Genomic DNA, 26,735 nt, shown 5'->3' on the forward strand with positions numbered 1-26,735 from the left:
TGCCTCAGCCCTCCTCGGTCAGCAGCGGGTAGACGCCGTTCTCGTCGTGGTCCTCCCGTCCGGTCACGGGCGGGTTGAACACACAGACGCAGCGGAAGTCCGTCTTGGGCCGGAGCGTGTGCCGCTCGTGGCCGTTCAGGAGGTACATCGTGCCCGGCTCGATCCAGTGCTTCTCGCCGGTCTCCCGGTTCTCGAGCTCGGCCTCGCCCTCGACGCACAGCACGGCCTCGATGTGGTTGGCGTACCACATGTCGGTCTCCGTGCCGGCGTAGAGGATCGTCTCGTGCAAGGAGAAGCCGACCTTCTCCTTGGCCAGGACGATGCGCTTGCTCTCCCAGGTGCCGGTCGCCGACTTAATGTGCCGGTCGGTGTTCTCGATCTCCTTGAACGAACGGACGATCACGGTGAGTCGCTGCCTCTCTGATATTGCTGAATAGGTGTCAGGCCGTCTCGCGCACAGCCCTGGTGAGCGTGCGCAGGCCCTCTTCCAGCTCCTCGGGCGTGATCGTCAGTGCCGGAAGCAGCTTGACGACCTCGCTCTCGGGGCCGGACGTCTCGATGAGCAGGCCGAGCTCGAAGGCGCGCTTGGCGACCTTGCCCGCCCGCTCCTTGTCGCGGAACTCCAGGCCCCACACCAGGCCGCGGCCGCGGTACTCGACGGTGTCGTCGGGGAACTCCTCGCGCAGCGCGCGCAGCGCCTGGTCGACCTGTTCGCCGCGGGCCAGCGTCTGCTTCTCCATCGCGGCGCCGTCGGTCCAGTACGTCTCCAGAGCGGCGGCGGCGGTCACGAACGCGGGGTTGTTGCCGCGGAACGTGCCGTTGTGCTCGCCCGGCTCCCAGACGTCGAGCTCCGGCTTGAACAGGCACAGGGACATAGGGAGTCCGTACCCGCTGATGGACTTCGAAACGGTGACGATGTCCGGTGTGATGCCCGCCTCCTCGAAGGAGAAGAAGGCACCGGTGCGGCCACAGCCCATCTGGATGTCGTCGACGATCAGCAGCATGTCCCAGCGCTTGCACACGTCGGCGAGCTTGCGCAGCCACTCGGTGCGGGCCACGTTGATGCCGCCCTCGCCCTGGACCGTCTCGACGATCACGGCGGCGGGCGTGTTCAGGCCCGAGCCGGAGTCCTCCAGGAGCCGCTCGAACCAGATGAAGTCCGGGGTCTGCCCGTCGAGGTAGTTGTCGAACGGCATCGGGGTGCCGTGCACCAGCGGGATGCCGGCGCCGGCCCGCTTGAAGGCGTTGCCGGTCACCGCGAGCGCGCCGAGCGACATGCCGTGGAAGGCGTTCGTGAACGACACGATCGACTCGCGGCCCTTGACCTTGCGGGCCAGCTTCAGCGCGGACTCGACGGCGTTGGTGCCCGTCGGGCCCGGGAACATGACCTTGTAGGGCAGGTCGCGCGGGCGCAGGATGATGTTCTGGAACGACTCCAGGAAGTTGCGCTTCGCCGCCGTCGACATGTCGAGGCCGTGCGTGACGCCGTCCCGCTCCAGGTAGTCGATGAGCGCGCGTTTCAGCACCGGGTTGTTGTGCCCGTAGTTGAGCGATCCGGCGCCCGCGAAGAAGTCCAGGTACTCGTGGCCGTCCTCGTCGTACATGCGGCTGCCCCGGGCCCGGTCGAAGACGGTGGGCCAGCCGCGGCAGTAGCTGCGCACCTCCGACTCAAGGGTCTCGAAGACGCTCAGGTCCGGCTGGGTGATGGTCACAGCAATAGCTCCTCTGGGGAAGCGAGTGAGGGGGGTTCGCGGTGGGTGGGGTCGGGGTCAGGCGGGGGTGCTGCCGGGGCCGAGGGGCCCGATGCGGTACAGCTCCTCCGGCAGGTGCCCGTCGTCGGGGAACAGGCCGGCGTCGAACAGGACCTCACGGGCCACACCGGCACCGTGCCGACGCGCGAAGGACAGGAACAGCGCCTGGGAGGCCGTGTTGTCCGGGGTGATGGTCGTCTCGACCGTGCTGACCGGCCGCCCGGCGCCCAGGACCTTGGCCGTCAGTCCGTCCAGGAGCTCACCGGCGAGGCCGTGCCCGCGGTGGGCGTGGTCCACGGCGACCTGCCACACCACGAGGGTGCGCGGGCGCTCCGGGCGGATGTAGCCGGTGACGAACCCGGCGACCTCGCCCCGCTCGTCGCGGGCCACCACGGAGGTGGCGGCGAAATCACGGCACCAGAGCAGATAGCTGTACGAGGAGTTGAGGTCGAGCACCTTCGAGTCGCGTGCGATACGCCAGATCGCAGCGCCGTCGGCGACGCCTGGATGGTCGAGCTGGAATTGCGCTTGTGCGGCGGTCATGGAAATTGAATTTACCGACCTGCTTCTCGAATTGCATCCGGGGGAGGGGTTACGTACGAGGCCGATGTGTGTTATCGCGTGCCTGCGGGTGCGCGCACGAACGAGCCGAGAAATATGCCGATTTGAGGCGACCATAAGGTGCATATCGCGGTGCGTGTGGAGTACGTCACAACGCCGTAACCGCCTCGGTACCCGCCGGAATTACGCCCCTTCCCGTTGTTGAAACCTTAGTGTTTACGCCCGGGAAAAGCGGGCAGAAGTGATACGGGAAGCTGCTCCCGCAATTATCCGGGAATTGTGTTGGAGAAGAATAAAGAAAAGCGCCGCCCTCCGGAAAGGGCGGCGCTGTCGTCGGATGCGGCGCATTACTGCCAGGCGGTCGCGACCGCCTTGCGCGCGGCCTCCAGGTCCACCGTGCGGCCGGCCTCCGCGAGCGCCCCGCCGAGCGCGGCAAGCGAGGACTGCACGACACCGCGGGTGGCCTGCGGGCCGTAGTGGTTGACCCGGATCATCTCCTGCGCGAGCGCGCCGCCGCCCGCGACCAGCGGCAGCACCGGGTCCGCGGCGAGGGCCCTCGCGACCAGCTCGCGGGCGTCGGTCCCGGCGGGCGCCCGCAGCGTCGTGGCGACCGGGGCGGCGTCCCGCGCCTCGTGGACGTACGGCTCCAGACCGCCGCCCAGGGCCAGCGCCCCGGCGCGGGTGGCGGCCGCGGCGCTCGCGTGCCGCGCCGTCAGCGCGTCGAGCCCCTCGCTCTCGATCCGCTCGACGCACGCCTCGAGCGCGAGCATCTCCAGCTGCGCGGGCGCGTGCAGCAGCGCCGTGCGGCCACCGTCGATCCACCGCTGCTTCCAGTCGAGCAGCGACAGGTACGAGTGGCGCGGCGCCTGCTCGTTGGCGGCCATCCGCTCCCAGGCGCGGGCGCTCACCGACACCGCCGACACCCCGGCCGGACCGCCCATCGCCTTCTGCGCGCCGATCACGCACAGGTCCACGCCCCACGCGTCGGGCAGCACCGGCTCGGCGGCGATCGCGGCCACGGCGTCGAGGTAGAACAGCGCGCCGTGCGCCCGCACCACCTCGCCGATCTCGGCGACGGGGTTGGTGTTGCCGGTCGCCGCCTCCGCGTGCACCAGGGACACGAAGTCGATCGCGGGGTGCTCGGCGAGCGCCGCCCGCACCTGCTCCGCGGTGACGGCCGTGTGGAAGGGGACCGCCAGGTCGTGCACGGTCGCCCCGCAGTCGCGCAGCCAGTCGCCGAAGGTCTGCCCGTACGGGCCCGTGATCACGTTCAGCGCGACGGTGCCGGGCGCCGCCGTCCCGCGGATCGCGCCCTCCAGCGGCAGCAGCGCCTCGCCCTGCATGATCACGACATCCTGGGCCGTGTCCATCAGCCGGGCCACGCGGTCCTCGATGGAGGCGAAATGCTCGGCGCTCAACGGGGCCAGATCGAGAAACGGGTGCGTCACGGTGGTGCTCTCTTCGCTCACGGGTTCGGACGGATGCCGATGACGAGCGTACCCACCGCACCCCTAGGCTTCCGTCCATGACCGATGCCGGGGTGCTGCATGTGAGGGGCCGGGTGCTGGCCGGGCCCGACGACGTACGCGACGAGCTGTGGGTGGTCGGCGGCCGCGTCACGTACGACCGGCCGGTCTCGGCGGGCCGGGACACGACGACGCTCGACGGCTGGGTGCTGCCGGGGCTGGTCGACGCGCACTGCCACGTGGGCCTCGACGCCCACGGCCCGGTCCCCGCCGAGACCGCCGAGAAGCAGGCCCTCACCGACCGGGACGCCGGCACCCTCCTCCTCCGCGACGCGGGCTCGCCGTCCGACACCCGCTGGATCGACGACCGCGAGGACCTGCCGCGCATCGTCCGGGCCGGCCGGCACATCGCCCGCACCCGCCGCTACATCCGCAACTACGCGCACGAGATCGAGCCCGAGGACCTCGTCGCGTACGTCGCCCAGGAGGCCCGGCGCGGTGACGGCTGGGTCAAGCTGGTCGGCGACTGGATCGACCGCGGCACCGGGGACCTGGGCGCCTGCTGGCCCCGGGACGCCGCCGAGGCCGCCATCGCCGAGGCGCACCGGCTCGGGGCCCGGGTGACGGCGCACTGCTTCGCCGAGGACTCGCTGCGCGACCTGGTGGAGGCGGGCATCGACTGCGTCGAGCACGCCACCGGGCTCACCGACGACCTGATCCCGCTCTTCGCCGAGCGGGGCGTCGCCATCGTGCCGACCCTGGTCAACATCGCGACATTCCCGGACCTCGCGGCCGGGGGCGAGCGGAAGTTCCCGCGCTGGTCGGCGCACATGCGGCGGCTGTACGAGCGCCGGTACGACACGGTGCGCTCCGCGTACGACGCCGGGATCCCGGTGTTCGTCGGCACCGACGCCGGCGGCTCCCTCGCCCACGGTCTGGTGGCCGCCGAGGTCGCCGAACTGGTCCGCGCCGGGATTCCCGCGCGGGAGGCCGTGTCGGCGGCGGCGTGGGGGGCCCGGGAGTGGCTCGGCCGGCCCGGGCTGGAGGAGGGCGCTCCGGCGGACCTGGTGGTGTACGGGGCCGATCCCCGGGCGGACGTGGGCGTGCTGGCGGCGCCGAGCCGGGTGATCCTCCGCGGCCACCCGCTTCCCTGACTCTCCGCCCCCATCCGCGACCGGGCGCGGGCCGGCCACGCGCTTCCCGGCACCTCCGAGGCGGTCTTTCGGGCGCGCCACCGTCGTGGCTGGCCGCGCAGTTCCCCGCGCCCCTGGGTCGCACGTCGCCCGCGGCCCGGTGGCCGCTTCTCGCGCAGTTCCCCGCGCCCCTGAGGTGCGCACTGCGTGCGGCATCTCAGGGGGAGGCTGCGCGCAGCGCATGCCTCAGGGGCGCGGGGAACTGCGCGACCAGCCACGACGCGAGGCGCACCCGAAAGACCACCCAGCGACCAGCCCCCACCGGCCCGCAGGCGGCGGCCCTGGCCCGACAACGACTCAGGGGGTCGGGGAGCGCGGCGACCGTCCCGGGTTGACACGGAGGGTGACCGGGCGGAGAGGTGCTCGTTGAGAATCCCTCGATCGCGCCCGCGCACCCCCCACCAGAAGCCGACAGGAGGGACAGCTGGGAACAACAGCGCCAGCAGATTCGAAGATCTGCACGGAAACCCCCCTTTGGAGTGAACTCACGCCTGGTTGCCGCCCGTTCACTCTCAGTGCGTAAAGATTCCCTCGTCGGCGACGGAGTGACGCGGTGCCGTGGGATGTCCCCGTGACCCGCCCGCCCCACCCCGCCGCCGACACCACACGTCCCGTATCCGCAGTCACCCCTGGGGGGTCTTTCCAGCATGTCCAGCACCAGCAACAGCGTGTCCCGTCGCACCCGCCACCTCGCCGTGACGGCCACCGCGGCCGTCCTCGCCGCCGGCCCCGCCGTGCTCGCGACCGCGGTCCCGGCGGCCGCCACCGGCGACCACGGCGGCGGTGGCGGCAAGGCCGGCGCGGTGGTCCTACGCACGGGCCTGGACGTCTCGCTCCTCAACAAGACGGTGAACGTCCCGCTGAGGGTTGCGCTCAACGAGGTGCAGGCCCCCGCGAGCGCCGAGAAGACCGCGCTGACCGCCCGCCTCGACGGAGTCGGCGGCGGGCAGCCGTTCAGCGTGCTGCGCGCCGACGTGGCCAAGGCCAGGGCCACCGTGGACGACAGGAGGGCGGAGGGCTTCACCCAGCTCGTCCACGCCAAGGTGCACGTCCCCGGCCTGCCCCTGCTCTCCCTCATCGAGGTCGACCAGGTCACCTCCAAGGCGCTGTGCGAGGCGGGCCGCAAGCCGGTCGCGCAGTCGAACGTGCTGGGTTCGGTCACCGTGCTCGGCAAGAAGGTCACCCTGACGGCGGGCGGCACGACCCGCGTCGAGGTCCCGCAGATCGGCGAGGTCTCCCTCGCCCTGTCCGAGACCTCCACCACGTCGACCACGGCCGCCGCCTCGGCGCTGCACCTCAAGGTCTCGGTGAACCCGCTGAAGCTGAACGTCGCGGAGGTCAACGGCGAGGTCACCCTCGCCGGCGCCACCTGCACCGCGCCCAAGGCGGCCCCGGCCGAGGACCCGAAGCCGCAGGGCGGCAAGCCGGCCGAGCCGGTCAAGGCCGCACCGGTCGAGGACAAGGCCGCGCCGAAGCCGGAGGCCAAGGCCGACCTGGCGGAGACCGGGGGCAACGCGAACACGCCGTACATCGTGGGCGGCGCCGTCGTGCTGCTCGCGGCGGGCGGCGGCGCGGTGGCGATGGCGCGCAAGGGACGCTCGCGCGCGTAGCGCCCGCCACAGTGGCACCGAACACAGTGGTACCGAATGCCCGGTTCCGCAGATACGTTCGATCGCCATGAGTGAGTCGAGTGTCTACGAGGCGGTGGGCGGTGCCCCCGCGGTGGCAGCAGTGGTCGACCTCTTCTATGCCAGGGTGCTGGCGGACGGCGACCTGTCGCCGTACTTCCGCACCACCGACCTGACGAGACTGAAGGCCCATCAGCGGACCTTCATCGCCGCGGCGCTGGACGGCCCCGAGACGTACCGGGGCCGTCCGCTCGGCGAGGTGCACGCCCGACTCGGCCTGACCGAGGGGGACTTCGACCGGGTGGTCACCCACCTCGCGGACTCCCTGGCGGAGGCGGGCGTGGACCAGGACCTCATCGCCGAGATCGCGACCCGCCTGACACCTCTGAAACAGCAGATCGTGAAGGGCGAGTAGGGGGAACGGTGAGCGGGGCGGGGGAACCACTGGCCCCGCTCACCACCCCCCGGCCATCACCACCCCCCCGGCCATCCCCCTCGGCCACCACCCCCGCGCGATCACTCCGCGGCCGGCCCCTCCGCCAGCACCTTCCGCAGTGCGGCGACGAACGCGGCGCCGGTCCGCCGGTCCCGCACGGCCACCCGCACCCAGTCCGGCCCGAGCCCGGGAAACGTGTCCCCGCGCCGCACCGCGAACCCGGCCGCCCGCAGCCGCTCCCGCACCCCGGCCGCGTCCGGCACCCGGACGAGCAGGAAAGGCCCCTGCGCGGGCCCGGCCACCCGCACCCCGAACTCCGCCAACTCCCCGAGCAGGCCGAGCAGTCGGGCCCGGTCGTCCGCGATGTCCCGCGCCGCCGCCCCGGCCTCCGCGACACCGCGCGCCGACACGCACGCCTCGGCCGCGACCAGCGCCGGGGACGACACCGGCCACAGCGGCTGCGCCCGCTGAAGCGCCGCCACCACCTCCGGCTCGGCCAGCACGTACCCGATGCGCAGCCCCGCCAGCCCCCACGTCTTCGTCAGGCTCCGCAGCACCACGAGGCCCGGCACGTCCGTCCGCCCGGCCAGCGACTCCCGCTCGCCCGGCACCGCGTCCATGAACGCCTCGTCCACGACGAGCACCCGGCCGGGCCGCGCCAGCCGCGTCACCGTCGCGGCCGGATGCAGCACCGAGGTCGGATTGGTCGGATTGCCGAGCACCACGAGATCCGCGTCGCCCGGCACCAGCGCCGGATCGAGCCGGAACCCGTCCTCCTCCGGCAGCAGCACCCGGCGCACCGCGTGCCCGGCGTCCCGCAGCGCCGCCTCCGGCTCCGTGAACTGCGGATGGACCACCACGGGCCGCCGCACCCCGAGCGCCCGCGCGAGCAGCACGAACGCCTCGGCGGCGCCCGACGTCAGCAGCACCCGCTCCACCGGCACCCCGTGCCGCGCCGCCACCGCCGCCCGCGCCGCCCGCCCGTCCGGATACGCCGCGAGCCCCTCCAGCGCCCCGCCGATGCGCTCCCGCAGCCACACCGGCGGCGTCCCGGTCCTGACGTTCACCGCGAGATCGGTCAACTTCTCGCCGTCGTCGCGAACTTCGGCGTCCCCATGATGGCGTAGATCGGGTCCGTCGTCCTCGGCACCCGGCACCACCGGGGCGGCCCCGTGCACCACCGACACCTCGGGATGCGCGAGGCCCCACCCGTCGGCCTGCGCCCGGCAGCGCCCCGCCGCCGACGCCTCGTACGGCAGCACGACGACCCGCCGCGCCCCGAGCGCCGCGCACCGGTCGAGCCCCGCCGGCACGTCGGGCGCGGCGCCCGAGACGAACGCGGCCTCCACCCCCGCGTAACCGCTGCCCTCCCACAACAGCCGTGCGGCGGCGGCCAGTTCGGCGTTCGCGGCCGGGTCGGGCGAGCCGCTCCCGACGAGCAGCACGGTCACGTCGGCCCGGTCGTGCGGGGTGCGGGCGCCGGAGCCCAGGACGTCGTCGAGCCGGCGTTCGAGCGCGGCGAGCAGGGCCGGGGGAGGGGTGAGCACGGGACGGACTCCTAGCGGGGTGCGGACAGGACGGACGGGCGGGGGGAAGGACCGGACCCTACCCGGCGCGCGCCAGCGCGAAGGTCACCCTCCCGCGCCCCCCGCCGACCCCGCGCGCCGTTCGCTTGGGGACCAGCAGCTCGCCCCCGGCGGCGAGCGCGGCGGCCTCCGCGACCGACGGCGTCCCCACGGCGTCCCGCACGCCCCTCGCGGGGTGCGGCACCGGTACGGCGGCCAGCCGCGCCGCCGGATACGTCACGAGCGGCACCCCGAGCAGCGCGGCGGCCCGCACGATCCCCGGCTCCCGCCCCTTCGCCTCCACGGTCGCCAGCGCCACCAGCGCGCCCGGCCCCGCCCCGGCCTCCGCCAGCACCTCCCGGACCAGGCCGAGCACCTCCTCGGCACCCACCCCGGCCCGGGCCCCGACCCCGCCGACGACCCGGTCCGGGCCGCAGGCCATGATGTGCGACGCGGGGGTCGGATGAGTTAGCAAGGGCTTATGGCGGTGTTCGTGGCGCTCGGCGCCTTTCTGATGACCCTGATCGGCGGCTGGACCGCGCAGCGGGTCACCGACCGGCGCCATCTGGTGCTCGGGCTCGCGGGTGGTCTCATGCTCGGCGTGGTCGGCCTCGACCTGCTGCCGGAGGCCCTGGAAGCGGCGGGCGGACCGGTCTTCGGCGTCCCCGCGGCGCTGCTGCTGTTCGTCGCCGGATTCCTCGGCGCGCACGTCCTGGAACACCTCCTCGCCCAGCGGCAGGCCGCCCACGGCGGCGCCGAGCACGGCGACGGCCGGGTCCCCGAGGTGGGCCTGACGGCCGCCTCCGCGATGGTCGGGCACAGCCTGATGGACGGCATGGCGATCGGCGCCGCGATCCAGGTGGGCGGCGGGATGGGCCTGGCCGTGGCGCTCGCGGTGATCGCCCACGACTTCGCCGACGGCTTCAACACCTACACGCTCACCCGGCTGTACGGGAACGCCCGCCGCAAGGCGCTGACGATGCTGTTCGCCGACGCGGCGGCCCCCGTGGTGGGCGCCGCGTCGACGCTGCTGTTCACCATTCCGGAGCAATTGCTCGGCGGCTATCTGGGCTTCTTCGGCGGGGTCCTGCTGTACCTGGCCGCCGCCGAGATCCTGCCCGAGGCCCACCACGACCACCCGGCCCGCTCGACCCTGGCCGCCACGGTGGCGGGCGTGGCCTTCATCTGGCTCGTGGTGGGCATCGCCGGCTGAGCCGCCGGTCACCGCGGCCACCTCACCGCGGGCACCGCTCCACCAGCCGGTGGGCGATGTCCGGCAGCGCCGCCCAGTGCGTGTGCAGATAGCTGGCGTGCACACCCTGCTGCACGAACCCCTCGACGCGCGGAGCGGGCAGCCGCATGCCCCACGCGGGCGCCGGGCCCGCGCCCGGTTCGAGGACCGTGCGGTGGAACTCGTGGCCGCGCATCCGGGTCCCCGCCGGGGCCAGCACGCTGTCGCCGATCGCGACCGCGTCCCGGTAGCCGAGCGTGAGACGCCCGGACATCCGGGCGTCGGCCTCCAGGGCCCCGCACATCGGCCTGTCGTCGAGGGAGCGGGCCAGATAGAGCAGCCCCGCACACTCGGCGAGGACGGGGGCGCCCGAACCGGCCAGCGCGGCGACCTCCTTGCGGAGCTGTTCGTTGGCCGACAGCTCCGGGGCGTAGACCTCGGGGAAGCCGCCGCCGATCACCAGCCCCGCCGTGCCCTCCGGGAGGTGCTCGTCGCGGAGCGGGTCGAAGGTGACGACGTCCGCGCCGGCCGCCGCGAGCAGTTCCGTGTGCTCGGCGTAGGAGAACGTGAAGGCCGCGCCCCCCGCCACGGCCACGGTCGGCCGCGCGGCCCCCCGCGCGGCCCCGCCGCCGACGACCGGACGCCAGCCTTCCGCCGACAGCGGCGGGGCCGTGCGGGCCAGGGCCAGCAGCCCCTCCAGGTCGCAGCCCGCCCTGACCATCGCCGCCGACGCGCGGACGGAGTCGAGCGCCTCCGTGCTGCGCTCGGCGACCGGGACCAGGCCGAGGTGCCGCGACGGGGTGACCACCTGCGGGGTGCGGTACAGGGCGCCGTACACCGGGACGCCCACCTCCTCCAGCGCCTCCCGCAGCACCTGCTCGTGGCGCTCGGAGCCGACCTTGTTCAGGATGACCCCCGCGAGCCGCACCTCCGGGTCGAACGACGCGAAGCCGTGCACCAGCGCCGCCACCGACCGCGACTGCGACGACGCGTCCACGACCAGGACGACCGGCGCCCTGAGCAGCTTGGCGACATGCGCCGTCGACGCCAGCTCGCCCGCGCCCGACACCCCGTCGAACAGGCCCATCACGCCTTCCACGACGGCGAGTTCACAGCCCGCGGCGCCGTGCGCGAACAGCGGGGCGACCAGGTCGGGGCCGCACATGTACGCGTCCAGGTTGCGGCCGGGCCGGCCCGTCGCGAGAGCGTGGTAGCCCGGGTCGATGTAGTCGGGCCCCACCTTGTGCGGGGACACGGCGAGGCCGCGCTCGGCGAACGCGGCCATCAGACCCGTCGCCACCGTCGTCTTGCCCGACCCGGAAGCCGGCGCGGCGACGACCAGCCGGGGGACGTCGGTCACCACTCGATGCCTCGCTGGCCCTTCTGACCCGCGTCCATGGGGTGCTTCACCTTCGACATGTCGGTCACCAGATCCGCGAACTCGACCAGCTTCTCCGGCGCGTTGCGGCCCGTGATGACCACGTGCTGGGTGCCCGGCCGGTCGCGCAGCACGGCGACGACCTCCTCGACGTCGATCCAGCCCCAGTGCAGCGGATAGGCGAACTCGTCGAGCACGTACAGCCGGTACGTCTCGGCGGCCAAGTCCCGCTTGACCTGCTCCCAGCCCTCGCGGGCCTTCTCCTCGTTGTCCGCCTGGTCGTCGCGCTGGACCCAGGACCAGCCCTCGCCCATCTTGTGCCAGTCGACGGTGCCGCCCTCGCCGGAGGCGCCGAGCACCTTCAGCGCGTTCTCCTCGCCGACCTTCCACTTGGCCGACTTCACGAACTGGAACACCCCGACCGGCCAGCCCTGGTTCCAGGCGCGCAGCGCGAGACCGAAGGCGGCCGTCGACTTGCCCTTGCCGATGCCCGTGTGCACGAACACCAGCGGACGGTTGCGGCGCTGACGTGTCGTCAGCCCGTCGTCCGGTACGACACTCGGCTGTCCCTGCGGCATCAGGCGGCCCTCCTGCTGGTGGTGTTGGTTCCCTGTACGTCCTTGACGAGCCCGGCGATCGAGTCCGCGCGCAGCTCGTCCAGCGTCACGGCCTGCCCGCCGAGCCGCGCGGCCAGCTCCCCGGCGAGGCCGAGCCGCACCATGCCGCTCTCGCAGTCCACGACCACGCTGGCGGTGCCCTCGGCGGCGTGCAGGCCCGCGGCCCGCCCGGCCAGCCGGACCGGCTCCGGCCCGCCGGTGGCCCGCCCGTCGGTCACGACGACCAGCAGCGGCCGCCGCGCCGGGTCCCGCAGCCGCTCCACGCGCAGCACCTCGTGCGCCGTGAGCAGCCCGGCGGCCAGCGGTGTGCGGCCGCCGGTCGGCAGCGTCTCCAGACGGGCCGCGGCGGCGTCCACGCTGGACGTCGGCGGCAGCGCCACCTCGGCGCCCGCGCCGCGGAACGTCACGAGCCCCACCTTGTCCCGGCGCTGATAGGCGTCGAGGAGCAGCGAAAGCACCGCGCCCTTCACCGCGCCCATGCGCTTGCGGGCCGCCATCGACCCGGAGGCGTCCACCACGAACAGGACGAGGTTGCCCTCGCGGCCCTCCCGCGTCGCCTGCCGCAGATCGTCCCGGCGCACCACGAGCCCGGGGCCGCTGCGGCCCCGCGCCCGCTGGTGCGGGGCCGCAGCCTGCACGGTGGCCGCCAGGTGCAGCCTGGTCAGGTGCCCCCGGGGGCGCACGGAACCCGTGGTGCGGCCGTGCTCGGTGCGCGCCCGGGAGCGCCGCCCGGCCGCGCCCTCGCCGAGCCCCGGCACGCTCAGCGCCTTCGTGCGGAACGGCTCGCCCGCCGACACGGCCCGCTGCTGCGCAGGCGCTCCGGCGCCCGGCGCGGGCGGCGCCTCGGTGGGCCCCTCCTCGGCCGCCGTACCGTCGTCCGGCGTACCGTCGCCCGCCGGGTCGCCCCCCGGCGGCACCCCGCCGCCATCGCCACCGCCGCCACCGCCACCGTCGCCGCCGCCGTCGGGCTCCGGCCCGTCCGGGTCCGGCTCCGGGTCGTCGTCGGGGCGGTCGGGGCCGAACTCGTCCAGCGTCTCGTCGAGCTTGTCCTCATCGAGGCCCGGCGCGTCGAACGGATTGCGCCGCCGTCGGTGCGGCAGCGCGAGCAGGGCCGCCTGCCGCACGTCCTCCGCGAGCACCTCGCCGCGCCCGGCCCACGCGGCGAGCGCGGTCGCGGTCCGCGCCATCACGATGTCGGCCCGCATGCCGTCCACCTCGAACGCGGCGCAGGTCGCGGCGATCTGGGTCAGCGCGTCGTCCCCGAGCCGCACCTCGGGCAGCAGGGCGCGCGCGGCGACGATCCGCGCCCGCACGTCGGCCTCCTCACCGGCCCACCGCTCGACGAAGGCGTCCGGCGCGTCGTCGTAGGACAGCCGCCGCTTCACCACCTCGACGCGCTGCTTCGGCTCCCGGGACGCGGCGACCTCCACGGTCAGCCCGAACCGGTCGAGCAACTGCGGCCGCAGTTCGCCCTCTTCGGGGTTCATCGTGCCGACGAGCAGGAACCGCGCGGCATGCCGTACGGAGACGCCCTCGCGCTCCACGTACGAGGCGCCCATGGCGGCCGCGTCGAGCAGCAGGTCGACGAGGTGGTCGTGGAGCAGGTTCACCTCGTCGACGTAGAGGATGCCGCGGTGCGCGTCGGCGAGCAGCCCCGGCTCGAAGGCCTTCACGCCCTCGGCGAGCGCCCGCTCGATGTCGAGCGCGCCGACCAGCCGGTCCTCGGACGCGCCGACCGGCAACTCGACCATGCGGGCGGGGCGTTCGGCGCGGCCCGCGTCCTCGTGGGGCCCGTCGGGGCACTGCGGGTCCGGAGCCGCGGGGTCGCACGAGAACCGGCACCCGGGCACGACCGCGACACCCGGCAGCAGCGCCGAGAGGGCCCGCACGGCGGTGGACTTGGCGGTCCCCTTCTCCCCGCGCACGAGCACTCCGCCGACGGCGGGCGACACGGCGTTGAGCAGCAGGGCGAGCCGCAGATCGTCCTGCCCGACGACGGCGGTGAACGGATAAGGGGCAGACATCAGCCGTGATCCTCCGTTGGATGGGGGCGCCCCGGCAGGGGCGCGGGGAACTGCGTGACAGGGGAGCGGCGGGGGCGGGAGCCCCGCCCGGCACTCACGCGGGCGCCCCGGGCGGCACGAACGGCATGCCCGCGGGCGCGCCCCCCTCGATCAGCCGCCACAGCGCATCGGTGTCGGCGTGCCGCTCGATCAGATCGCCGAGCCGGTCCAGCTGCTCCTCGCGCAGCGCGGCGAACGAGGTGTCGGGCGCCGGCACGAACCGCCGCCCGGCCGCCGCCGCGACCTCCCGCAGGAAGGCCCGCCGGAAGTCGTCCGACTCCAGCGACCCGTGCCAGTGCGTGCCCCAGACGGCCCCCACCCGGCACCCGTCGAGGAAGGGCTCCCCGCCGAGCACGTCGGCGACCCCGTGATGGATCTCGTAACCCTCGACGGCCGCGCCCAGCGCCTCGCCCACCGGCCGGGCGAGCGTCTTGTCGGCGGCGAACCGCACCTGTACGGGCAGCAGTCCGAGCCCGTCGACGATCCCGGCCCGCGACTCGACCGTGTCGTCGATGCGCTCGCCGAGCACCTGGAAGCCACCGCACACGCCGAGCACCGGACGCCCCTCGGCGGCCCGCCGGACCAGCGCGTCGGCCAGTCCGCGCTCGCGCAGCCACGCCAGCGCCCGGACGGTCCCGCGGGTGCCGGGCACCACCACCAGATCGGCGTCGACGAGCTCCTCGGCGCGGTCCACGAACCGCACGACGACGCCCGGTTCGGCGGCCAGCGCGTCCACGTCGGTGAAGTTCGACATCAGCGGCACCGCGCACACCGCGACCCGCAGCACGTCCGCACCGGCCGGCGGGGCGACGACGGACTCGCGCACGGCGCCCCGCAGCGACACCCGCAGCCCGTCCTCCTCGTCGATGCCGAGCCCGTGCTGATAGGGCAGCACGCCGTAGGTGTCGCGCCCGGTGAGGGACCTGAGCATGTCGAGACCCGGCTGGAGCAGACTCACGTCGCCGCGGAACTTGTTCACCAGATACCCGGCGAGCAGCTCCTGGTCCTCCGGCGCGAGCAGCGCCGTCGTCCCGAAGAACGAGGCGAAGACCCCGCCCCGGTCGATGTCCCCGACCACGAGCACGGGCAGCCGCGCGGCTCGCGCGACCCCCATGTTCACGATGTCGGTGCGGCGCAGATTGATCTCGGCGGGCGAGCCCGCGCCTTCACAGATCACAGCGTCATGACTGCCCCGCAGCTCCTCCAGGCACCCCACCACCGTGTCCAGCAGCGCCTCCTGGCGCGACCCGTGGTAGCCCCGCGCGCTCATCTCGCCGACCGGCCGGCCCATCAGCACGACCTGGCTGCTGCGGTCGCTGCCGGGCTTGAGCAGCACCGGGTTCATCAGCGCGGTCGGCTCGACGCGGGCGGCCTGCGCCTGCATCGCCTGGGCCCGCCCGATCTCGGCGCCCTCGCGGGTCACGAACGAATTGAGGGACATGTTCTGCCCCTTGAACGGCGCGACCTTCACGCCCTGCCGCGCCAGCCACCGGCAGATCCCGGCGGTGACCACACTCTTCCCGGCGTCGGAGGTGGTGCCCGCCACCAGCAGCCCGCCCCGGTTCATCGACGACCCCACAGCAACCGCCCGCCCACACAGACTCCCAGTGCCAGTACGCCCACCCGCCGCGACAGCCGCGCGGCCCGTTCCACATCGGTCACCCGGACCGCCCGTCCCGTTCCGTTGAGCACCGGCCGGTGCTCGACCCGTCCCGCGTAGGACAGGGTGCCGCCGAGCCGGACCCCGAGGGCACCGGCGAAGGAGGCCTCGACGACACCGGCGTTGGGGCTCGGGTGCCGTCCGGCGTCCGCCCGCCACGCGGCCAGCGCGGCGCGCGGCCGGCCGCCGGCGAGGACGGCGAGGGCACCGGTGAGCCGGGCGCCCGGCCAGCCCGCGACATCGTCGAGGCGGGCGGCGGCCCAGCCGAACCGGAGGTACTTCGGCGACCGGTGCCCGACCATCGCGTCGAGCGTGTTCACGGCGCGGAAGGCGAGCAGCCCCGGCACCCCGCCGACGGCGCCCCACACCAGCGCGCCCACCACGGCGTCGGAGGTGTTCTCGGCGACGGACTCGACGACGCCCCGGGCGATCCCGTCCGCGTCCAGCCCCTGCGGGTCGCGCCCGCACAGCCGGGGCAGCAGCTCCCGGGCCCGGTCCACGTCCCCGGCCTCCAGCGCGGAGCCGATCGCCCGCGCCTCCCGGCCCAGCGAGGTCCCGCCGACCACGGCCCAGGTCGCGGCGGCGGTCAGGGCGACGGAGGCGGCGGGGGAGCGGCGTACGGCACAGCGGGCGGCGGCTCCCACGGCGGCGGCGCCACCGGCGCACACCAGCGTGTGCAGCGCGCCCCAGCCGCGGTGGTCCCGCCACAGCGTCCGCTCGACGGCGCTCGCGGCCCGCCCGAATCCGGCGACGGGGTGCCCGCGGCGCGGATCACCGACGAGCAGGTCGCTCAACAAGCCGGCGGCGGCCCCGTACGCGAACACGCGCCCGGACCGCATGACGCCGCGCGGGGCGAACATGGCGGTAGTTGTCCTCACTCAGGGTGTCCACGCCCTGGTTCGACGAGACCGGCAGCGGGAGTTCCTGGCTCGCCCCGGGGATCGGGGGCTCACAGTGGCGGGACCGCGCCGGATTCGCACCGGCTTCCTCACCTGCTGCCGTACATGGCGTTGGCAGTGCACCACGCTCCGCGAAGGCGCGTCAACTTGCTGTTGACCTGGGCCGGGAGAGTGTGGGCAGCTCCACAGCTCCACAGCTCCACAGCTCCACAGCTCCACAGCGCCCAGCGACACGGCGGGCCCGGACCATCGAGGTCCGGGCCCGCCGTCGCGGTCGCTCGTGGATCAGGCCACGATCAGGAAGATCCCGTACGCCACGGCCGCCGCGCACGCCGCGAAGCAGGCGTAGGCGCCGGAGACGGCGAGCGTCGCCGAGCCGCCCTGCCGTGCCGCGGACTCCTTCTTGGAGAGGCCGACGATGCCGAGGGTGAACAGGCCCACCAGGGCCACGGTGATCACGAGGCTGACTCCGAACACGGAGCCGAGGGCCGCCCAGTCGATCTTCATAGCTGGTCCTGCTTCCTTACAGCGTGGCGCCGGCGGGGCGCGCGGGGTCGGCCGGGGCGGGTGCCGGGATGGTCGTCCTGACCTCGGCCGCCGTCGCCTCGGTGGACAGCGTCCCCGCGGGCGGCGGGGTGACCGCGGCGATGGCGGTGGTCACGACGCCCGCGGGCTCCTCGGCCGGCGCGGAGCCGGTCTCGTCGGCCGTGACGTTCGTGTGGTCGATCGAGTTGCGCCGGGACAGCACCCAGATGACCGCGGCACCCGCGATCAGCAGGGCGGCGGTCAGGCCGACGCCCCACGCGCCCTGCTTGGTGAGGAACTCGGCGCCCGCGCCGACCAGGCCGGCGGCCGGCAGGGTCAGGCCCCACGCGACGAACATCCGGGTCGCGGTCGACCAGCGGACGACACCGCCCTTGCGGCCGAGACCGGAGCCCATGACGGCGCCGGAGCAGACCTGGGTGGTGGAGAGCGAGAAGCCGATGTGCGAGGAGGCGAGGATCGCCGTCGCGGCGGACGTCTGCGCGGCGAAGCCCTGCTGCGGGGCGAGGTCGGTCAGGCCCTTGCCCATCGTGCGGATGATCCGCCAGCCGCCGAGGTACGTGCCGAGCGCGATGGCCGTACCGGCCGAGACGATGACCCACAGCGGCGGGTCGGCGTCGGGGGCGATGACCCCGCCCGTGATCAGGGCGAGGGTGATGATGCCCATCGTCTTCTGCGCGTCGTTCGTGCCGTGCGCGAGGGAGACGAGCCCGGCCGAGGCGATCTGACCGGTGCGGTAGCCCTTGGCGGTGGCCTTCGCGTCGGTTTTGGCGCTGATCCGGTAGGTCAGGCGCGTGGCGAGCGTCGCGGCGAGGCCGGCGACGATCGGCGCGGCGACCGCGGGCAGCAGGATCTTGGTGACGACGGTGCCGCCGTTGACCGAGCCCCAGCCCATCGACATGACCGCGGCGCCGATGAGGCCGCCGAACAGGGCGTGCGAGGAGCTGGACGGCAGGCCGAGCAGCCAGGTCAGCAGGTTCCAGAGGATGGCGCCCACGAGCGCCGCGAAGATGACCTCTGTTCTGAGCCCGTCCTCGTTGATGATGCCGCCGGAGATCGTCTTGGCGACCTCGACCGAGAGGAACGCTCCGACGAGGTTCAGCACGGCGGACATGGCCACCGCCGTCTTCGGCTTCAGGGCGCCGGTCGAGATGGTCGTCGCCATCGCGTTGGCGGTGTCGTGGAAACCGTTGGTGAAATCAAAAACCAGTGCGGTAACGATCACGATCGCGAGGAGCAGCGTGATGTGTTCCATTTACCCAGGCTTCGGTTGGACGTCAGTGGCAGTTCGAACGTAAGCACGTCGGGTGAACGGAAGATGAACTGGGCCGGGCGTTGCGGTGACCTGTTTCGGAGCGTCGTCGCTCCACTCGGCGCGCGGCGGTGCCACCGACTCCGGATCGGACGCCGCGCGGGACCGCGCGAGCCCTGGAACGCCGGGTTCCGCGGGACGTCGGCCCCGCCGTCGGCTAGCCCCGCGCGAAGCTCTTCAGCTGGGCCGCGGACCCGTTGAAGAGATCCTGGTCACCCGGCAGCCCGCCGCTGTCGGCGTACTGCCAGAACGTCCAGTACGACCAGCCGCCGGGCAGCGCGCCCGCGCCGGCGCCGAAGTGCGCGAGCCACAGCGCGTGATCGGCGGCGAAGACCCGGCTGTCGCCCGTGCAGGTCTTCCACCAGTTGTACGTCGTGTAGAGCACCGGGCGGCGGCCGGTGAGCCGCAGCAGCTCGTCGCTGAACGCCGAGATCCACGCCACCAGTTTGCTCGCGCTCATGCCGTAGCACTTGTCGGCCCCGTACGGGTTGTACTCGATGTCGAGGGCGGGCGGCAGCGTCCGGCCGTCCCCCCGCCAGGTCCCGCCGTTGCGCACGAAGAACGCCGCCTGGGCCGCGCCTGAGGACTTGCTGGGGATCGCGAAGTGGTAGGCGCCCCGCAGCAGACCGGCGTCGGCGGCCCCGCCGTACTGCTGCGCGAAATAGGGGTTGGTGTAGGTCGTGGACTCGGTCGCCTTCACGTAAGTGAACTGTGCCCCGGCGCTCTTCGTCTTCGGCCAGTCGACGTTCCGCTGGTGCGACGACACGTCGTGCCCCTTCGGCCTCTCCACCGCCCGGGCCGGCAGTGCCGCCAGGAGCGAGGCCCCCAGGGCCAGCGCGGCGACGGAGGCCGCCGCCCGCAGCCGCGCCCGACGGCCGGACGACGGCGTGGTGCCACGAACCATGTCTTTCCCCGCATTCCGATGACGCTCGGTGATCGATCGTGCGCCCAGGGTAGGGGTTGCGGACCATCCCCTTCCGCATCCCGCCGGGGGTCCGCGCGGCTGGCAGGATGCCGCCATGACGGATCACGGACAGATCTGGGAAGAGCTGGTGGCGACGGCCGCCAGGACGGTCCGCGACGGACTGGTCGTCGGCACCTCCGGCAACGTCTCGGTCCGCGTCGGGGACGGCGACGACGCGGACATCCTCGTCACCCCCAGCGGCGTCCCCTACGACCGGCTCGGCCCGGACGACCTCGTCGCCGTCGGCCTCGACGGCACCCGCCGCGCCGGGACCCTCACCCCCACCAGCGAGCTGCCCCTGCACCTCGCGCTCTACCGGAACACCCCCGCGCGGGCCGTCGTCCACACCCACGCGGTGCACGCCACGGCCGTCTCCACGCTCGTCCCCGAACTCCCGCCCGTCCACTACATGACCGCCGCCCTCGGCGGCACCGTCCGCGTCGCCCCCTACGCGACCTACGGCACCGAGGAACTCGCCGCGAACATGCTCACCGCGCTGGCCGGGCGCACCGCGTGCCTGCTCCAGAACCACGGCACCGTCACCTACGGCGACTCCCTCGCCCAGGCCTACGACCGCACCGCCCAGCTGGAATGGATGTGCCGCCTCTGGCTCACCGCCCACTCCGTCCCCGGCCTGCGCCCCTCCCTGCTGAGCGACGCCCAGCTCGCCGACGCGGCCGACCGGCTCGCCGGATACGGGCAGCAGGCCCCGCCGCGCTGACCGCGCCGGGCACCCCCGCGCCGTCCGGGATGCGTACGACGCGCGCCGCTGAGCACTCGTAGGGAACCCCAGCGAAGCGAGGAGGCCCGGTGAGAAGAACCCGAACGCTCTTTCCGCCCCGCCCGGCACGCCCGTCACCCGCATCGGCCGTCCCGCTGGCCCGGGCGCGCCCGGGCCCCGACACTGGACGGGTGCGCACCGCCAAAGCGACGGCCGCTGCCGTCACCGCCGTCCTCGGGGCCTCGGCCGCCGCCATCGCCGCCGGCCGCCTGGCCAGCAACGCCGCGCTCAAAGCGCCCGCGGGACGCCCCCTGCCCACCGAGCCACGGCTCACCGTCCACGCCATCGCGGCCGGACACATCACCCTGTCCCGGGACCTGGTCTCCCAGTACCCCGGCACCTACGGACTCGCGGGCGACGGCTTCCACGCCGTCGTCGGGCCGGTCGTCACCGCGGCGCCGCACGCCGCGGACACCGTCGTGCGCCGCCTGGAGCGGGTCACCCACGGCACCCTCGAACCCGGCGCCAAGGCCTGGCTCACCCCCCAGGTGCACATCGGCGACCCCAAGTCCGCGCTCGGCCTCGACCACGCCGACGTCGACATCCCGGGCGAACTCGGCCCGCTGCCCGCCTGGTTCGTCCCCGGCGCCCGCGACACCTGGATCGTCACGGCGCACGGCCTCGGCACCACCCGCGAACACCCCATGAACCTCATGGAGTTCCTGCACCACCACCGCTTCCCGGTCCTCGACGTCGCCTACCGCGGCGACCTCGGCGCGCCCCGCTCCCCGGACGGCCTCGGCCACCTCGGCGAGTCCGAGTGGCGCGACCTGGACGCGGCCCTGCGCTACGCCGTGCGCTACGGCGCCCGCCGCATCGTCGTCATGGGCTTCTCCACCGGCGCCGCGATGGCCCTGCACGCCGCCGCCCACTCCGCGCTGCGCGACCGCATCGCCGGACTGGTCCTGGACAGCCCGGTGCTGTCCTGGGAGACCACCCTGCGGGCCCTGGCCGCCGCCCGCCGCACCCCCGGCGTCCTGCTGCCGCTCGCGGTGCGCGCCGCCCAGGGGCGCACCGGCCTGGCCGGTGACCGGCTCGCGGAGGCCGCCGACCCGCGGCTGCTCAAGGTCCCCACACTGGTCCTGCACGGCCCCGACGACGAGGTCGCCCCCTGGGACCTCTCCCGGCGGCTGGCCGCCGCCCGCCCCGACCTGGTCTCCCTGCACACGGTGGACGAGGCCCCGCACAACGCCATGTGGAACGCGGACCCGGCGGCGTACGAGGAGACCCTGCGGCGCTTCCTGACCCCGCTGATGTGAGCGCCGGTGCGGGGCCCCCCGCCGGGGCCCCGCGCCGGTTCCGCACCCCGCAGCGAGCGCCGAACACAGGGCCGCGTTTGGGAATTCACGGGGTCACCCGGGAGACTGCTCCAGTGACGTCCCGTACCCCGCGCGACTCCAGGCTCCGACTAGTCCGCCCTCGCCGCCAGCCGCTGGCCCCCGCTGCCCCGCGCCGAGCGGCCCGCCCCGCTCCGCGCCCCCCGGAGGGCACCCCGCCCCCCGCCGAACTCGCCCGCACCGCGCGCGAGGGACTGGCCGCCGCCGTCCGCGTCGCGCGCTGGGCGGACGCCACGCTCAGCCCCGGCAACCACACCGCCGCCGGGGACGGCAAGGGCACCCTCGCCGACGCCACCGCGCGCCGCGCCGCCGACGACCTCGGCCTGAGCGTGGAACAGGTCCGCGCCGACTGGGACACCGCCCGCCTCGCCGGCCTCGTCGAGGTGCACGGCGACAGCGCCCGCCCCGGCTGGCGGCTGCGCGCCTGGGACCGCGACGACACCGCCGTGCTGCGCGGCTGGGTCGCCCTGTTCGACGCCTGGTCGCTGGTCCACCCGGCGCCGGACGCCCTGGAGCCCGCCGCCGTCGCCGAAGTCGTCGAGGCCGTTCCCCAGTTGCTGTCCTTCCTCCAGCTGATGGCCGGACCCGTCGCCGCGGCCCAGCTCCTCGACCTCCTCGACCAGCGGGTCGTCGAACTGCGCACGGAGCGCTGCGAGATCCCCTTCGGACCGCAGCCCGAGCCGACCCCGCCCGAGGACACCCCGCTCAGACCCCTGCTCGACTGGTCCCTGCACGGCCTCGCCTCCGTCGGCGCGCTCACCTACACCGACGGACAGGCCACCCTCACCCCGCTCGGCAGCTGGGCGGTCTGGGTCAAACTGGAGCAGATCTGCGTCGCCGCCCAGTCCCCGGCGGGCAACATCGAGGTCAGCGCCGAGGACATGCTGCGCGGCTGCGCCCGCCTGCGGCCCAACGCGGCGCGCGCCGAGTACCGCGCCTGGCTCGCCGCCCGCGACGTCGGCACCGCCGTCATCGAGCTGATCGAGGCGGCCCGCGGCGAGGACGCCCTGCTGCGCGGCCTCGCCTTCGAGGCGCTGCGCGTCGTCGGCGGCCCCGCGGAGCCCGAGGTGCGGCGCGCCGCCGACGAGCCGGGCCTGCGCCCCTACGCCCTGCTGTGGCTCGCCGAGGCGGAGGGCGCCGACCCCGAGGACGTGCACACGGTCCTCACCCGCGAGGAGGCGACCTGGCTGTGGGTCGACACCGCCGCGGCCGTCGCCGACCACGGTGAAGCCCCGCTCCTCGTGCGCCACTTGGAGTCGGCCGTGCAGCCGACCGTGCCCGCGCTGATCGCGGAGGTCCGCGCCGTCGGCCACCCCCGCACCGTGCAGGTCCTGGTCGCCCTCGCCGCCGCCCACCCCGACCCGGCGCTCGCCAAGGCCGTGCGCCGCGCGGCCTTCCAGGTCCACACCGGCGGGGCCTGACGGCCCCGGGTCCGGTCCGGCGGATCCCGTCGCGGGCGCGGGGTCCGGCACAGAAGGGCGCGGGCCGCCCGGCCGCGACCTGGTCCGCCCGAGGCTCTAGCCGAAGGTGTTGCACCGGCCCATGTCGCCGGTCGTGTAGCCCTGGTAGAACCACTGCTGGCGCTGCTGGGCCGACCCGTGCGTCCAGGACTCGGGGGTCACCCGGCCCTGGTAGCGCTCCTGGATCCGGTCGTCGCCGACCGCGGCGGCCGCGTCCAGGCCGTCCCGGATGTCGGCGTCGGTCAGGCGGGTGATCAGCGGGCGCCCGGTCGACTCGTCGGGCGTGCGCGTCGCGTTGCGGGCCCACACGCCCGCGTAGCAGTCGGCCTGGAGCTCCACCTTGACGGCGTTGCTGTTCTGGCCGGTGCGACCGTCCTGCGAGCGCGACAGGGTGCCCATCAGGTTCTGCACGTGGTGCCCGTACTCGTGCGCCACGACGTACGCCTGCGCGAACGGCCCGCCGCTCGAACCGAACTTCGTGCGCAGCTCGTCGAAGAAGCCCAGGTCGAGATAGACCTTGCGGTCGCCGGGGCAGTAGAAGGGCCCCACCGCCGACGTCGCCGCCCCGCACGCGGTGCTCACCCGGTTGGTGAAGAAGACCGTGGCGGCGCCGCTGTAGCGGGCGTCGCGGCGCGCGAACTCCTGCCGCCAGAAATCCTGCACGCTGTTCACCACCGCCACGATCCGGCAGTCGTCCTTGCTGTTCGCGTCCGACCCCGTGCGGCACTGCTGCTGCACCTGCGCCGCGCTCGACACGGACGTGGCGGGCGTGCCGCCGCCGTCCGAGGACAGACCGAACTGGTCCGTGCCGAAGAACAGCCCGAGCACCAGGGCCAGCAGACCGGCCAGACCGCCGCCGATCGTCGCCCGCCCGCCCGGCACCCTGCTGCTGCGCTGGTCCTGGACCTCGGACGTGTCCAGGTTGGCGTCGTCGTCGAACTGCATGCTCGTACCGCCCTCTCGCCGGATCCCACCCTGTTCATCCTGTTGCCTGGCGTCATGCCGGGCCCTGATCCGGCGGCCGAACGGGGGACGCGCCCGCCCGCGCCCGCCGTGTCGGCGCCGTCCCCCGGCCCCGCCGCCCGCCGCCCCGGCTACGCTCTGCGCCTGATCCGTGGCCCGTGGTGAGGGCTGCCGTGGTGCGGAACGAGGGGGGTGCGCGATGGCGGTGCTGCCGCTCGACGTGACGGCGGGGCAGGACACCGCGCGGCCGGCCCCCGCCCACCCCGCCGGCCGACCGAGGCGGCCGTTCCGCAGGCCCCGCGCCGCCCTCCTGCTCCCCGTGCTCGCCACCCTCCTCGCGCTCCCGCTGATCGGCGCCGCCCAGGGCGTCCGCCCGCACCCCTTCGGCGACCACCTCACGCGCGCGGCGGCCCGCTCCGGCGCGCCCGCCCTGCGCACCAGCGGCGGCGCCGTCGAGGCGTACGACGCCGACGGCACCCGCTGGCGCCACGCGCGCGCGGGACGCCGGGCGCTCGCCGTGCTGCCCGCCGCCGGGCACGCCTTCGCCCTGTGGAGCGACGGCCTGGTCACCGACACCGAGCGCCGCAGCGCGGCCGCCGTGCGCTGGCACCGCGCGACCCCGGACGCGGCGCCCTGGCTGCGCACCCCGGGCGCGCACGGCGGCGCCGGGGTCCTGCGGGCGCTCGACCCGGCGGGCCGGATGCTCGCCGTCGTCACCCCCCGGCGCATCGCCGGCTACCGCACCGCGGACGGCGACCTGCGCTGGGTGCTGCCCGCGCGCGCGGGCTGCGCGTTCGCCCCGGCCACCGCCGCCCGGCGCGGGCCCGCGCTGCTGATCGCCCAGCCCTGCGCCGGGTCCGACCCGGACTGGACCGAACAGCTCGTCGCCGTCGACGGCCTGGGCCGGATCGCCCCGCACCGCACCCCCCTGGGCAACGAGCTGCCGGGGGAGCGGCCGGGGCGCCGCCCGGGGCAGGTGGGTAAAGCCCTTGCATCCCACCGGTAAGCTGGGTCGTATGACGTTTCTTCTCTGGGTGCATTAGCGGTACAGACCGGCCCCCGCCCCGTCAATCAGCCGTTCTTCCCGCCCTGGAGACCCACCCGTGATCACCGCATCCGGTATCGAACTGCGCGCCGGCGCCCGCATCCTCATCGAGAACGCCAACTTCCGTGTCGCCAAGGGCGACCGCATCGGCCTCGTCGGGCGCAACGGCGCGGGCAAGACCACCCTCACCAAGTGCCTGGCCGGTGAGGGCGTCCCGGCCGGCGGCACCATCACCCGCTCCGGTGAGGTCGGCTACCTGCCGCAGGACCCGCGCACCGGCGACCTCGACGTGCTCGCGCGGGACCGCATCCTGTCCGCGCGCGGGCTCGACACCCTGATGCGCAAGATGCGAGAGAACGAGCAGCGCATCGCCAACGGCACGGGCGCCACCCAGACCAAGGCCCTCAAGCAGTACGAGCGCCAGGAGACCGAGTTCCTCACCAAGGGCGGGTACGCCGCCGAGGCCGAGGCCGCCACCATCGCCGCCGCGCTCAACCTCCCGGACCGGGTGCTCGGCCAGCCGCTGCACACCCTCTCCGGCGGTCAGCGGCGCCGCATCGAGCTGGCCCGCATCCTCTTCTCCGACGCGGACACCCTCCTTCTCGACGAGCCCACGAACCACCTGGACGCGGACTCGATCGTCTGGCTGCGCGACTACCTGAAGACGTACAGCGGCGGATTCATCGTGATCTCCCACGACGTCGACCTGGTCGAGACGGTCGTCAACAAGGTCTTCTACCTGGACGCCAACCGCTCCCAGATCGACGTCTACAACATGGGCTGGAAGCTCTACCAGCAGCAGCGCGAGGCCGACGAGAAGCGTCGCAAGCGCGAGCGCCAGAACGCCGAGAAGAAGGCCGCGTCCCTGAACGCGCAGGCGGACAAGATGCGCGCCAAGGCCACCAAGACGGTCGCCGCGCAGAACATGGCCCGCCGCGCCGACAAGCTGCTCGCCGGTCTCGAGGCGGTGCGCCAGAGCGACAAGGTCGCCAAGCTGCGCTTCCCCGACCCCGCGTCCTGCGGCAAGACGCCGCTGATGGCCGAGGGCCTGTCGAAGTCGTACGGCTCGCTGGAGATCTTCACCGACGTCGACCTGGCCATCGACAAGGGCTCGCGCGTCGTCATCCTCGGACTGAACGGCGCGGGCAAGACCACGTTGCTGCGGCTCCTCGCGGGCACCGAGAAGCCCGACACCGGCGAGGTCGTCGAGGGCCACGGCCTCAAGCTCGGCTACTACGCCCAGGAGCACGAGACGCTCGACCCCGAGCGCACCGTCCTGGAGAACATGCGCTCGTCGGCGCCCGACCTCGACCTGGTCGAGGTCCGCAAGGTGCTCGGCTCGTTCCTGTTCTCCGGCGACGACGTCGACAAGCCGGCCGGCGTGCTCTCCGGCGGCGAGAAGACCCGCCTCGCCCTCGCGACCCTGGTGGTCTCCTCGGCGAACGTGCTGCTCCTCGACGAGCCCACGAACAACCTAGACCCCGCCAGCCGCGAGGAGATCCTCGGGGCGCTGCGCACGTACAAGGGCGCGGTCGTTCTGGTCACCCACGACGAGGGCGCCGTCGAGGCACTCCAGCCGGAGCGGATCATCCTGCTCCCGGACGGGGTCGAGGACCTGTGGGGCCAGACCTACGCGGATCTCGTCGCCCTCGCCTGACCGGTGGCGGGCCGCTCGGCAGGGGGGCGTGACGGCGTCAGCACTGCTTGATCGAATAACTGATCCACTCGGTATGGATCATTCGGCCGAGTGGTGATCCTTCATCTGGGTGAGACCGCCTCGTACCGTGGTGTGTCCTACACGCATTTCGCCCGCTCATCGGGGCTGAAGCCCTTGGGGCGCCTGGGCAGTCGCTGACCTGCCGGTTTTTTGGGGCGGGGGGTT

The 26,735-nt window shown here is 74.1% G+C and carries 24 protein-coding genes, 1 pseudogene and 1 riboswitch; of the genes and pseudogenes, 9 read left to right on the forward strand and 16 right to left on the reverse strand.

Annotation, left to right across the window (positions count from 1 at the left end; all coding sequences use genetic code 11):
• Positions 1–4: 4 nt before the first annotated feature.
• The 4 genes from ACIP5K_RS10045 to ACIP5K_RS10060 form a co-directional block, all read right to left on the reverse strand.
• Positions 5–403, reverse strand: coding sequence for an ectoine synthase (locus ACIP5K_RS10045; RefSeq protein ID WP_018533388.1), 399 nt, complete (start codon positions 401–403; stop codon positions 5–7).
• 37 nt (positions 404–440) lie between these two features.
• The gene (ectB, locus tag ACIP5K_RS10050; RefSeq protein WP_401407356.1) at positions 441–1,712 is read right to left on the reverse strand and encodes a diaminobutyrate--2-oxoglutarate transaminase; all 1,272 of its coding nucleotides are present in this window, start codon (positions 1,710–1,712) and stop codon (positions 441–443) included.
• A gap of 57 nt (positions 1,713–1,769) precedes the next feature.
• Positions 1,770–2,294 (reverse strand): diaminobutyrate acetyltransferase, encoded by a 525-nt coding sequence (ectA, locus tag ACIP5K_RS10055; protein ID WP_401407358.1) that lies wholly within the window; start codon positions 2,292–2,294, stop codon positions 1,770–1,772.
• Positions 2,295–2,659: 365 nt separating this feature from the next.
• Positions 2,660–3,760: a pyridoxal-phosphate-dependent aminotransferase family protein gene (locus ACIP5K_RS10060; RefSeq protein WP_401407360.1), complete on the reverse strand. Its 1,101-nt coding sequence runs from the start codon at positions 3,758–3,760 to the stop codon at positions 2,660–2,662.
• A 77-nt stretch (positions 3,761–3,837) separates the two neighbouring features.
• Between ACIP5K_RS10060 and ACIP5K_RS10065 the strand changes: the two genes are divergently transcribed.
• From ACIP5K_RS10065 to ACIP5K_RS10075, 3 genes are all read left to right on the forward strand, one after another.
• Positions 3,838–4,932, forward strand: coding sequence for an amidohydrolase family protein (locus tag ACIP5K_RS10065; RefSeq protein ID WP_401407362.1), 1,095 nt, complete (start codon positions 3,838–3,840; stop codon positions 4,930–4,932).
• A gap of 686 nt (positions 4,933–5,618) precedes the next feature.
• Positions 5,619–6,581: an SCO1860 family LAETG-anchored protein gene (locus ACIP5K_RS10070; protein WP_401407364.1), complete on the forward strand. Its 963-nt coding sequence runs from the start codon at positions 5,619–5,621 to the stop codon at positions 6,579–6,581.
• Positions 6,582–6,648: 67 nt separating this feature from the next.
• Positions 6,649–7,014 (forward strand): group 1 truncated hemoglobin, encoded by a 366-nt coding sequence (locus ACIP5K_RS10075; RefSeq protein WP_401407366.1) that lies wholly within the window; start codon positions 6,649–6,651, stop codon positions 7,012–7,014.
• Between the two features lie 101 nt (positions 7,015–7,115).
• On the opposite strand, the gene cobC is transcribed toward ACIP5K_RS10075, so the two are convergent.
• The 3 genes and pseudogenes from cobC to ACIP5K_RS10090 form a co-directional block, all read right to left on the reverse strand.
• Positions 7,116–8,192: an Rv2231c family pyridoxal phosphate-dependent protein CobC gene (gene cobC / locus ACIP5K_RS10080; protein WP_401407585.1), complete on the reverse strand. Its 1,077-nt coding sequence runs from the start codon at positions 8,190–8,192 to the stop codon at positions 7,116–7,118.
• A 105-nt stretch (positions 8,193–8,297) separates the two neighbouring features.
• A pseudogene (locus ACIP5K_RS10085) lies at positions 8,298–8,582 on the reverse strand (CbiX/SirB N-terminal domain-containing protein); the annotation flags it as partial.
• Between the two features lie 58 nt (positions 8,583–8,640).
• The gene (locus tag ACIP5K_RS10090) at positions 8,641–9,075 is read right to left on the reverse strand and encodes a cobalamin biosynthesis protein (protein ID WP_401407368.1); all 435 of its coding nucleotides are present in this window, start codon (positions 9,073–9,075) and stop codon (positions 8,641–8,643) included.
• 6 nt (positions 9,076–9,081) lie between these two features.
• On the opposite strand from ACIP5K_RS10090, the gene ACIP5K_RS10095 reads away from it, so the two are divergent.
• Entirely contained in the window at positions 9,082–9,813 is a 732-nt protein-coding gene (locus ACIP5K_RS10095) for a ZIP family metal transporter (RefSeq protein WP_401407370.1), read from the forward strand.
• A 22-nt stretch (positions 9,814–9,835) separates the two neighbouring features.
• On the opposite strand, the gene ACIP5K_RS10100 is transcribed toward ACIP5K_RS10095, so the two are convergent.
• From ACIP5K_RS10100 to ACIP5K_RS10135, 8 genes are all read right to left on the reverse strand, one after another.
• Positions 9,836–11,191, reverse strand: a complete 1,356-nt coding sequence (locus tag ACIP5K_RS10100) for a cobyrinate a,c-diamide synthase (protein WP_401407372.1) — start codon at positions 11,189–11,191, stop codon at positions 9,836–9,838.
• A complete protein-coding gene (cobO, locus tag ACIP5K_RS10105; RefSeq protein WP_401407374.1) occupies positions 11,188–11,787 on the reverse strand; it encodes a cob(I)yrinic acid a,c-diamide adenosyltransferase in 600 nt (199 codons plus the stop codon). The genes ACIP5K_RS10100 and cobO overlap by 4 nt, the downstream gene beginning before the upstream one ends.
• Complete coding sequence (locus ACIP5K_RS10110) at positions 11,787–13,850, reverse strand: putative cobaltochelatase (protein ID WP_401407376.1); 2,064 nt, start codon at positions 13,848–13,850, stop codon at positions 11,787–11,789. Before ACIP5K_RS10110 ends, cobO begins: the two co-directional genes overlap by 1 nt.
• 94 nt (positions 13,851–13,944) lie before the next feature.
• Positions 13,945–15,456, reverse strand: a complete 1,512-nt coding sequence (locus tag ACIP5K_RS10115; protein WP_401407378.1) for a cobyric acid synthase — start codon at positions 15,454–15,456, stop codon at positions 13,945–13,947.
• Positions 15,453–16,388 carry a cobalamin biosynthesis protein gene (locus ACIP5K_RS10120; protein ID WP_401407587.1) on the reverse strand — a complete coding sequence of 312 codons (936 nt, stop codon included), beginning with the start codon at positions 16,386–16,388 and terminating at the stop codon, positions 15,453–15,455. The genes ACIP5K_RS10115 and ACIP5K_RS10120 overlap by 4 nt, the downstream gene beginning before the upstream one ends.
• A 79-nt stretch (positions 16,389–16,467) precedes the next feature.
• Positions 16,468–16,540, reverse strand: a riboswitch (cobalamin riboswitch).
• A gap of 193 nt (positions 16,541–16,733) precedes the next feature.
• On the reverse strand, positions 16,734–16,955 hold the full coding sequence (locus ACIP5K_RS10125) for a hypothetical protein (RefSeq protein ID WP_401407380.1): 222 nt from the start codon (positions 16,953–16,955) through the stop codon (positions 16,734–16,736).
• Between the two features lie 16 nt (positions 16,956–16,971).
• The gene (locus ACIP5K_RS10130; RefSeq protein WP_401407382.1) at positions 16,972–18,246 is read right to left on the reverse strand and encodes an anion permease; all 1,275 of its coding nucleotides are present in this window, start codon (positions 18,244–18,246) and stop codon (positions 16,972–16,974) included.
• A 214-nt stretch (positions 18,247–18,460) separates the two neighbouring features.
• Positions 18,461–19,207: a GH25 family lysozyme gene (locus ACIP5K_RS10135; RefSeq protein WP_401407384.1), complete on the reverse strand. Its 747-nt coding sequence runs from the start codon at positions 19,205–19,207 to the stop codon at positions 18,461–18,463.
• Positions 19,208–19,322: 115 nt separating this feature from the next.
• Between ACIP5K_RS10135 and ACIP5K_RS10140 the strand changes: the two genes are divergently transcribed.
• The 3 genes from ACIP5K_RS10140 (at position 19,323) to ACIP5K_RS10150 (ending at position 22,806) form a co-directional block, all read left to right on the forward strand.
• Entirely contained in the window at positions 19,323–19,988 is a 666-nt protein-coding gene (locus ACIP5K_RS10140) for a class II aldolase/adducin family protein (RefSeq protein ID WP_401407386.1), read from the forward strand.
• 191 nt (positions 19,989–20,179) lie between these two features.
• A complete protein-coding gene (locus ACIP5K_RS10145) occupies positions 20,180–21,307 on the forward strand; it encodes an alpha/beta hydrolase (protein ID WP_401407388.1) in 1,128 nt (375 codons plus the stop codon).
• A 113-nt stretch (positions 21,308–21,420) separates the two neighbouring features.
• Positions 21,421–22,806, forward strand: coding sequence for a hypothetical protein (locus tag ACIP5K_RS10150; RefSeq protein ID WP_401407390.1), 1,386 nt, complete (start codon positions 21,421–21,423; stop codon positions 22,804–22,806).
• Positions 22,807–22,902: 96 nt separating this feature from the next.
• On the opposite strand, the gene ACIP5K_RS10155 is transcribed toward ACIP5K_RS10150, so the two are convergent.
• Positions 22,903–23,790, reverse strand: a complete 888-nt coding sequence (locus ACIP5K_RS10155; protein ID WP_401407392.1) for a neutral zinc metallopeptidase — start codon at positions 23,788–23,790, stop codon at positions 22,903–22,905.
• Between the two features lie 217 nt (positions 23,791–24,007).
• On the opposite strand from ACIP5K_RS10155, the gene ACIP5K_RS10160 reads away from it, so the two are divergent.
• Together ACIP5K_RS10160 and ACIP5K_RS10165 are read left to right on the forward strand one after the other, a co-directional pair.
• Positions 24,008–24,814: a hypothetical protein gene (locus ACIP5K_RS10160; RefSeq protein WP_401407394.1), complete on the forward strand. Its 807-nt coding sequence runs from the start codon at positions 24,008–24,010 to the stop codon at positions 24,812–24,814.
• A 97-nt stretch (positions 24,815–24,911) separates the two neighbouring features.
• Complete coding sequence (locus ACIP5K_RS10165) at positions 24,912–26,510, forward strand: ABC-F family ATP-binding cassette domain-containing protein (RefSeq protein WP_401407396.1); 1,599 nt, start codon at positions 24,912–24,914, stop codon at positions 26,508–26,510.
• Positions 26,511–26,735: the final 225 nt, after the last annotated feature.

The organism is Streptomyces sp. NPDC088785, from assembly GCF_044750685.1.
Classification (GTDB): domain Bacteria; phylum Actinomycetota; class Actinomycetes; order Streptomycetales; family Streptomycetaceae; genus Streptomyces.

What these genes read in the sequence shown, in the direction of transcription:
- ectA (WP_401407358.1), bottom strand. Translation starts at nt 2,294, where the DNA reads ATGACCGCCGCACAAGCGCAATTCCAGCTCGACCATCCAGGCGTCGCC.
- ACIP5K_RS10065 (WP_401407362.1), top strand. Translation starts at nt 3,838, where the DNA reads ATGACCGATGCCGGGGTGCTGCATGTGAGGGGCCGGGTGCTGGCCGGG.
- ACIP5K_RS10070 (WP_401407364.1), top strand. Translation starts at nt 5,619, where the DNA reads ATGTCCAGCACCAGCAACAGCGTGTCCCGTCGCACCCGCCACCTCGCC.
- ACIP5K_RS10075 (WP_401407366.1), top strand. Translation starts at nt 6,649, where the DNA reads ATGAGTGAGTCGAGTGTCTACGAGGCGGTGGGCGGTGCCCCCGCGGTG.
- ACIP5K_RS10095 (WP_401407370.1), top strand. Translation starts at nt 9,082, where the DNA reads ATGGCGGTGTTCGTGGCGCTCGGCGCCTTTCTGATGACCCTGATCGGC.
- cobO (WP_401407374.1), bottom strand. Translation starts at nt 11,787, where the DNA reads ATGCCGCAGGGACAGCCGAGTGTCGTACCGGACGACGGGCTGACGACA.
- ACIP5K_RS10110 (WP_401407376.1), bottom strand. Translation starts at nt 13,850, where the DNA reads ATGTCTGCCCCTTATCCGTTCACCGCCGTCGTCGGGCAGGACGATCTG.
- ACIP5K_RS10115 (WP_401407378.1), bottom strand. Translation starts at nt 15,456, where the DNA reads ATGAACCGGGGCGGGCTGCTGGTGGCGGGCACCACCTCCGACGCCGGG.
- ACIP5K_RS10120 (WP_401407587.1), bottom strand. Translation starts at nt 16,388, where the DNA reads ATGCGGTCCGGGCGCGTGTTCGCGTACGGGGCCGCCGCCGGCTTGTTG.
- ACIP5K_RS10125 (WP_401407380.1), bottom strand. Translation starts at nt 16,955, where the DNA reads ATGAAGATCGACTGGGCGGCCCTCGGCTCCGTGTTCGGAGTCAGCCTC.
- ACIP5K_RS10130 (WP_401407382.1), bottom strand. Translation starts at nt 18,246, where the DNA reads ATGGAACACATCACGCTGCTCCTCGCGATCGTGATCGTTACCGCACTG.
- ACIP5K_RS10135 (WP_401407384.1), bottom strand. Translation starts at nt 19,207, where the DNA reads ATGGTTCGTGGCACCACGCCGTCGTCCGGCCGTCGGGCGCGGCTGCGG.
- ACIP5K_RS10140 (WP_401407386.1), top strand. Translation starts at nt 19,323, where the DNA reads ATGACGGATCACGGACAGATCTGGGAAGAGCTGGTGGCGACGGCCGCC.
- ACIP5K_RS10155 (WP_401407392.1), bottom strand. Translation starts at nt 23,790, where the DNA reads ATGCAGTTCGACGACGACGCCAACCTGGACACGTCCGAGGTCCAGGAC.
- ACIP5K_RS10160 (WP_401407394.1), top strand. Translation starts at nt 24,008, where the DNA reads ATGGCGGTGCTGCCGCTCGACGTGACGGCGGGGCAGGACACCGCGCGG.